This window comes from Novipirellula sp. (genome assembly GCF_041583735.1).
In the GTDB taxonomy this organism is placed as follows: Bacteria; Planctomycetota; Planctomycetia; order Pirellulales; family Pirellulaceae; genus Novipirellula.
Genome location: NZ_JBFHFD010000457.1, coordinates 1 through 6,909, shown reverse-complemented (window position 1 = coordinate 6,909; position 6,909 = coordinate 1). Strand labels below are relative to the sequence as shown.

Here is a 6,909-nt window from a genome sequence, read left to right as displayed (position 1 = left end):
GTGTACTTTGATCCTTGTGTTTGGTGGGTGGAATGAATGTGACCGGCAGCCGCACGCTGCCGAGATCACGGGTCCGAGTCGCCAGTTATTTTGAACAAATGGCTCCCACCCATCAAACCTCGGACTTACATGGATTCTTTACTCAGGATACAGACATGGGATTCTCCGTCGCATACCAGACAACCGAGCAGATTTCGCCTGCATTGCAACGCGAGATGACCGACGTTGCGAGCGAGCTGACTTATGGACGTACTTGGCTCAGCTGCGAGCCACCCTACTTAATGAACCAGAGCGGAACACTTGTTGGCGCCAGTAAGCCAAACTTTTCTCCGCACCCCGATGACGTAGCTTCTGCCAAATCCGAGGGCCTTCCCGATGGAACGTTACGCGACTTGCTTGAAGTGCTGTGCGAACTGTCGCGCCGTTTTGATGTTGACTGGAAAATTTCACATGACCATTCCGACGGACCTCTGGGATATATCCGCAGTGGCATTTGCGACGACGAGGTCAAGACACAATGCGACGCCTTCAGCGATCTCGCAGATGAACTCGGTGGAGAAGGTTTCGACTTGGATGACCTCTAACCCGACCAACTGACGCACTACCCGCTGCACCCGAGCGGCGAAGCCGGGCGTTTTGAAGTGGAAGATCAACCGTCGCCGCCGGCTGATCGTAGACGTTCGCCGACATACGTATTCCCGCTTTTCACATGCCGTTGACCGTTTTCGATCACGATAATCTTGCGTACTACGAGTCGGTAGCCGATCCTGATGGGCCTCATCAACTCGGTGGCGATCCCAATGACATCGGAATCACGTTTCGTCGGATCAAGAACGTCGTCCACTTGATAGGCGTTTTGAGTGCCAACGACCCAGTCATGTCGTTCATCCCAAAATCTTTGACCAAACTTCCTTTGTGTTATGGGTTTCGCTACGCTTCCAACGGCGGAGACTTCCTGTACGTGGTTGAGAGCGACACGAGCGTTAGGATTCTTCCGGACATGACCTTCAGCCACGCCGGTATATTGGAACGGATTCGTTGGGGAGGACTTACCTTACTTCTTCGGATTGCCGGGCTGACCAAATACGATCACGGACATCAATACACTCCAGATTTTCCATACGCTGGCCACCCAGACACGTTCGTACAGTCGAGAGTTCGTTTCGAACGACAACCATACGATCCCGAAAACGCGGAAGACGCGTTCAAGATGCAAGGCGTGTTTGGGCTCAAGCACTTATCTGACAGCGAAATGCAACGTGCAACCAGACTTGGACTGTCAAACAACAGCTATGTGTCTGATCCTGAACTCTACAACGATATGGGATGGACGGATCAAGAGAAGGTCGAGCTTCTGGGTCGATCTCCGTTTTATCAAACAGCTCCTTCAACGATTTGCGACAACCCGAAATGCCCATCTGGCAGATATGAAAGTACAGCGAAGATTATCGCATTACATGAACCGGATGACGATGTCGTATGGGGAGACGCCTACGTGCAAATGATTTACACTTTGTGCAGCAAGTGCAATTGCATCAACGTTACGAACCAATGCACATAAGGTGCGACGCACTCTGCGATACACCGGAGCCGGGTGTGCAAAGTTTCGCGAATGGAAACTTAACCCTCCCGGTCCGCTGATGTCGGACGTTCTTGCGGGATCGTCCACAGCCTAATGGGGTCGAACTGTTTGCTCAGGTCTCGAACGTTGTTTCCAGTTCACTTCGGCAGTGACACCGTATCGGGCGAACGTCACTTTCATTAGAACTTCCTGTGAGTTCAAGCCTGCCTGTCAGACCGATGCGCGGTTGGTCTTAACCACAGATTTACCCAGATAGACACAGATGTGATTGATCGGGATTCGTATCTGTGTGGATCTGCGTGTATCTGTGGTTGTTAATGACGCCCGGAATGACACGGCGCTAGATCGCTGCGTTTCCGATTCTTCGTTGTCGTTGGTTGCTCGAGCCTACTTCGGTCGCTATCCTGAGGTTCATTGATCCCCGTCCGATTGGCGAGTCGTCCGCCACGTAAGCCCCACGTAAGCCCCACGTAAGCCCCACGTAAGCCCCACGCGAGAACCAGCGTGGTGTACCCGAGCGGTAGCGACGTGTTTTCGTGAGCACAAAATCTTGGGTCGCCGCCAACTGACCACCAACGTTCTGGAACTTTATGGATGGACGTAGTTACCCAACAGATAGTTGAGCAACGGGTTCGAAACCGAATGATCGAATACTGGGAATGGGTGTCTGATCCGGATGCCCAGCGCGATTATCAGGATCGGGTTCCATATGTTTCCGTCAGCAACGAAGCAATCAATCAATGGGAAGACTGGCAGCCGTACAAATCTCCTCACGGACAATACCCACTACCCATTTACACGAATGAAGAAGCACTGATGATAGGTCGGTTTCACGAGGTCTGGAACGGCGTTGCCGAAAACACACTGGATCCGATACCACCGCTTGAGGAACTTGCCAAACTCTCTCAGTGGCAACGCCTTGTGCGGGAAGCACATGCCGCCTACCAATTGTTCATGAAACGTGGGAAATTTGATGAAAACGAACCGTTGTAGAACGATATACTGCACCCAAGTCGCGTTGGCTTCTGCCGTTTGAAGTCACGTTCACTCACGCGACTGAGTGAACATTGACGTTCTGGCACGAAGTGATATCGTACTCGTACTCAGGCGTTAGCCGGTACTCGTACTCCTACTCGAATGGGGGCACTAATGACCGAACCTATCTTCGACCACGGTCGACTCGACGTTTATCTTCTGTCAATCGAATACGTGGCTTCGTCGTTCACCGTTGCCAAAGATTTGAACGGATGCCATCGCCATGCCCGTGACCAATGGCTCCGCGCCGCCCAATCAATTCCGCTCGATATCGCCGAGGGCAACGGGAAACGCAGTCTCAAGGATCGAAGCCGGTTTCCAGACATTGCTTGAGGCTCGGCGTTGGAATGTGTTGTGATACACGATATTCTTGCTGCGACTGACGGGCGGGGTGTTGATCGACATTGCAACTCAAACGAACGCTCCACGGGATCGTGTCAATGTTGCCCCGCTTCATCGCACGATCGGATACCGTGGCCGAGCCAGCAGGTGAGCACAATGCAGTGACCGAGGACGAGTACCGCGATGCTGAGCACGAGTACGAGTACGAAAAAGGCAGGAAGCCAGACCCAACCGTGCACCCGATGACGGCTTGCGCGGTTTTTCAAATGGAAAATCAACTCTCCCGTCCCGCTGATCCCCTTCGTCACCCCACTTACATAGATTGAAACGGATTTCTAGTGGCATCCTCCAATCCATACTCGCCAACCGCAGTCTTATTGTCGCAAGACATTGACGCGACAACGTTTGAATCCTCGGTGCGTTTGATCTACGCTGCGCATTTCGCAGCTTTCGCCAGTGCGTTCATTGCGACCCTATATCTATGTTTTGCCATCGGCTGGGGTTGGACAGCCGCCAATGAACTTGCGTCTTTTTCAGGAGCGGACTTACTATCCTTGACAATCATTACCTCAATCGCATGGTTTCCTCACGCAATCTTGATTCGGCTCAACAGACGCGTTCGAGCTACGAAGCCAATCGCAACGGGTTTCATTGGTGCTTTCACTTTCACGCTCATTTCGCAAGCCGTTGAGTTCATCGTCCAAAACACAAACAATCGTTTGTCGACGGCAATATCGTGGACGAGCGAATTGATCCTTCTGCCAACATTCGCCGGGATTTCCCTTCTCTGCGTACTTGGCTTCTGCTACACACTGCGTCAATCATGCAATAACCATATCGTGCAACGGCGACTAGCATGAGGCGATTGCGAATGGAAACCACATTGGCGCGTGCCCGCTGACGACCAGCATTATCCGACTTAAACCGTTCACACCAACTCCAAGCGTACTCCATAAGCATGCTCCAGAAACCCAATTCTAAAACGACAATCGCAGAACGACGAATGGATTTGTGTTACCCCGATTTGGGCGCTGCTTGCGCCGACATTGTTCGATTACGTGAAGGCGGCTACGAACTGGTTGGCACTTGGAGCCTCGCCCAAATACTCGATCACCTGAACATGTCCATGCAAATGACAATCGACGGCGCGGAATTCACGTTTCCTGCCTTGTTGCGACCCGTGATGAAACTGATGTTCATGCCTACGATGCGGAAGGGGAAACCATCCAAGCTTCGTGGCAAAGCGCCGAAACAACTTCAGCCCGCTTGCGATCTCGATGAAGACGCCTGTGCGAACCGATTTTACGCGCTCGCGGAAACCTTAATGGATCCCTCGACTCCATTCGTCACGCACTATCCGATGCTGGGTCGACTCAATCGTGAACAATGGCTCTTGATGCAACAGTGGCACGCCGCCCATCACTTAAGCTTCGTTGTACCGGACGCCTGACAGGCATTTTGTACCCATCCACCACTACGCAACAACACACGCTTGCACCTGCGTGGCGGTGGTGGTGCGGATCGAAGTGGATGAGCAACCGTTGCCGCCGGCTGAACACAACCGTCTCCCAACCAGCCTAAGACTCATGACACTTTCTCGAATCATCTGGATTTGCTTTGCCGTTGGGATCTTGCTGTTCGTTATGGGCTGCGTATGGATCGAAAACCCGATGCACTCTGGAGGCAATTCATCGACGGAGATTCAGTCGTCGTTACTATTGGGAGCTGTCTGGGCGATCTGCGGATGCCACATTGCTATCGCATCACTTATAATTGCGTATCTCCAAAATACGAAACGGCCGCGTGAGGGTGCTGGTTCGTGATTCGTTTTGCTGCTGGGCGATGTGCTGATATGCTTTAGTCAAGTCTGCGAACAAGATGCAAGGATCCATGCTGTGAACCGGAGAACGGCATAAGACGCCTGAAAATGGAAACCCGATTGGCCGTTCCCGGTTACGGCCGTCATTCTGCCACTGACCTATCACTGAACGATTCCACATGACCTTCACAGCAACGGTTGGACTGGTCGCTATCGTTGTTCTTGCTACATCGCTAGCTTGGCTTGTGTCCGAGTTTCAACCGCGAAAAAATATTCGGATTGGTCTTGGTGCTGCATCGCTCGCGATGTCGTTCGGTGTCGCCTGGATCGCAGGCAGTGTTACTGGGTCATTTCAAATCTGGAACGCAAACGCTTGGTACGGTGCCGCATCCAAGGACCTGATCGAAAACACGATTGAGGAGCTAGAGAACGGCAACGTAGATCAAGTACTCACTGAACTACGGGTTCTAAACTCAAAGCTCGAGCCGGGATACGAAACCAAGGCGGACTACGATAAACTGGTCGCGGATTACGCCTATGCAATATCTGACTCACCTTCGCTCCACGAACGCAACGATCCTCGGTGGGCGGACGATGTCCCCAAATCACATCGAAAATGGGCCGGCGAAAAGAAGGCAGGACCATGACATGCAATGGAGGACGTCTTGCGGCGTTTTTCGCAATGGATAGTTCACACTCCGTCCCCCGTGATGTCCGACGTTCTGTCTCACTACAAGTGGGAATCGTTTTTGACTGCGTTGTCTTCGCGTTCGCAATTACAAGTGTGCACTTAAAGGAGTACACGGATGTCACGAATCAGAGCCCTTTTAATCGCCGTCGTCACCGCGAGCGTACTCACCATAACGGCGACTTCCGCCTTCGGCATTCTGGTTCCGATTGGTTCCGATTGCCGAATCCCCTTCAACACTGGTTACCCCAAGCACGGGGCCATACAGGTCGTGACCGCCCTGAAATCCGACAACTGTAGATTCGTTGATGGTCAGTCGAATATGCGAGTGTCAACCTTACGTTTTCGGGGCGACACGACCGCCATCAACGACATGGTGACGAGGCTTGCCGATTGCCCAGCTGCGACGGTCGCCGTGACGTTCAGAGAAATGGATCACACATGCGATTGGCAGATCGATCATTCCGTTAGCTCCAACACGTTTGGCGTCATCGTTAATTTAGTGTCGGCCCGGATCAGACTCGAAGAGCTCATCATTCCGCCCGCCAAGGGTCCGGAGTTAGAAAGTGAAAGTCGAATATCGACAGAACCATGAATTGAACTGAAGTACGCGAGTAATGTGACATGGCCACCGACACGTCAACCGCGCGTACTCGGTGAATTCCGTCGTGATGCCCCCAGAGTGCCGCATGGATTTAGTTGATTGTTTACTAAGACATGATGCGTGGACGACCAAACGAATCCTCGACATTTGCGCGGAACTTTCCGTGGCCGACCTCGATCGCGATTTTGACATTGGTCATCGAACGTTGCGGCGAACGCTGGACCACATCATCCACAATATGGAGATTTGGTCTGCTTTGATGGCACAGCGAGAATATGAACGATCAACGGATCAAACCATTCCGGGTATGGCTCAACGGCTTGCCAACGCGGAATCGCGATTGCGAAAGGTTGCTCAGGATGTCGCGGAATCAAATGCTTGGAACCAAACATGGTACGATCATTTGGACCGCCCCCCACGGAAAAAACGGTTCGGCACGACGATCGCACACCTGATCACCCACAGCATGCACCACCGTGCCCAGTTACTTTATATGCTTCGTTTGTGCGGCGTGCGCGACTTACCTGAAGGTGACGTATTTAGCTGGGAAGCGGAAACCGAGGGCACGCCAAAGCCGTGAACCGGAGCCTCCGATGACACGGGAGTTGGAAACATAGTTTCTTGGCGGCGGCACGGTTACCGCTGCCATTCCCCAACTGACGACGCTAACTTAATGGCAATCGTCAACTTGCGGTCGCAAATGGCTCCCGTGGTCGTTCGATTGGCAGAATGATTAGGTGGCAAAATGATTGACGAGCGGGCGGGCGGGAGCGGGAGCGAGACAGGGAGACAGGGAGACAGGGAGTGAGGAGTGAGGAGTGGGGAGTGGGGAGTTCGCT

The 6,909-nt window shown here is 52.7% G+C and carries 8 protein-coding genes; all 8 read left to right on the top strand.

Features of this window, described 5'->3' with window-relative positions:
- Window positions 1-155 precede the first annotated feature (155 nt).
- The 8 genes from ABX962_RS25655 (at window position 156) to ABX962_RS25620 (ending at window position 6,650) form a co-directional block, all read left to right on the top strand.
- Window positions 156-584, top strand: a complete 429-nt coding sequence (locus tag ABX962_RS25655; RefSeq protein WP_372723594.1) for a hypothetical protein — start codon at window positions 156-158, stop codon at window positions 582-584.
- Between the two features lie 125 nt (window positions 585-709).
- Window positions 710-1,561: a hypothetical protein gene (locus ABX962_RS25650; RefSeq protein ID WP_372723592.1), complete on the top strand. Its 852-nt coding sequence runs from the start codon at window positions 710-712 to the stop codon at window positions 1,559-1,561.
- Window positions 1,562-2,224: 663 nt separating this feature from the next.
- On the top strand, window positions 2,225-2,575 hold the full coding sequence (locus tag ABX962_RS25645) for a hypothetical protein (RefSeq protein ID WP_372723590.1): 351 nt from the start codon (window positions 2,225-2,227) through the stop codon (window positions 2,573-2,575).
- 156 nt (window positions 2,576-2,731) lie between these two features.
- Window positions 2,732-2,950, top strand: coding sequence for a four helix bundle protein (locus ABX962_RS25640; RefSeq protein ID WP_372723589.1), 219 nt, complete (start codon window positions 2,732-2,734; stop codon window positions 2,948-2,950).
- Between the two features lie 1,012 nt (window positions 2,951-3,962).
- Window positions 3,963-4,409, top strand: coding sequence for a DUF1569 domain-containing protein (locus ABX962_RS25635; protein ID WP_372723587.1), 447 nt, complete (start codon window positions 3,963-3,965; stop codon window positions 4,407-4,409).
- Between the two features lie 548 nt (window positions 4,410-4,957).
- On the top strand, window positions 4,958-5,425 hold the full coding sequence (locus ABX962_RS25630; RefSeq protein ID WP_372723585.1) for a hypothetical protein: 468 nt from the start codon (window positions 4,958-4,960) through the stop codon (window positions 5,423-5,425).
- 159 nt (window positions 5,426-5,584) lie between these two features.
- Window positions 5,585-6,061 (top strand): hypothetical protein, encoded by a 477-nt coding sequence (locus ABX962_RS25625; protein ID WP_372723583.1) that lies wholly within the window; start codon window positions 5,585-5,587, stop codon window positions 6,059-6,061.
- A gap of 94 nt (window positions 6,062-6,155) precedes the next feature.
- Complete coding sequence (locus ABX962_RS25620) at window positions 6,156-6,650, top strand: DinB family protein (RefSeq protein ID WP_372723581.1); 495 nt, start codon at window positions 6,156-6,158, stop codon at window positions 6,648-6,650.
- Window positions 6,651-6,909: the final 259 nt, after the last annotated feature.

Coding starts and splice junctions, on each gene's coding strand:
- ABX962_RS25655 (WP_372723594.1), top strand. CDS start 156: ATGGGATTCTCCGTCGCATACCAGACAACCGAGCAGATTTCGCCTGCA.
- ABX962_RS25650 (WP_372723592.1), top strand. CDS start 710: ATGCCGTTGACCGTTTTCGATCACGATAATCTTGCGTACTACGAGTCG.
- ABX962_RS25645 (WP_372723590.1), top strand. CDS start 2,225: ATGATCGAATACTGGGAATGGGTGTCTGATCCGGATGCCCAGCGCGAT.
- ABX962_RS25640 (WP_372723589.1), top strand. CDS start 2,732: ATGACCGAACCTATCTTCGACCACGGTCGACTCGACGTTTATCTTCTG.
- ABX962_RS25635 (WP_372723587.1), top strand. CDS start 3,963: ATGGATTTGTGTTACCCCGATTTGGGCGCTGCTTGCGCCGACATTGTT.
- ABX962_RS25630 (WP_372723585.1), top strand. CDS start 4,958: ATGACCTTCACAGCAACGGTTGGACTGGTCGCTATCGTTGTTCTTGCT.
- ABX962_RS25625 (WP_372723583.1), top strand. CDS start 5,585: ATGTCACGAATCAGAGCCCTTTTAATCGCCGTCGTCACCGCGAGCGTA.
- ABX962_RS25620 (WP_372723581.1), top strand. CDS start 6,156: ATGGATTTAGTTGATTGTTTACTAAGACATGATGCGTGGACGACCAAA.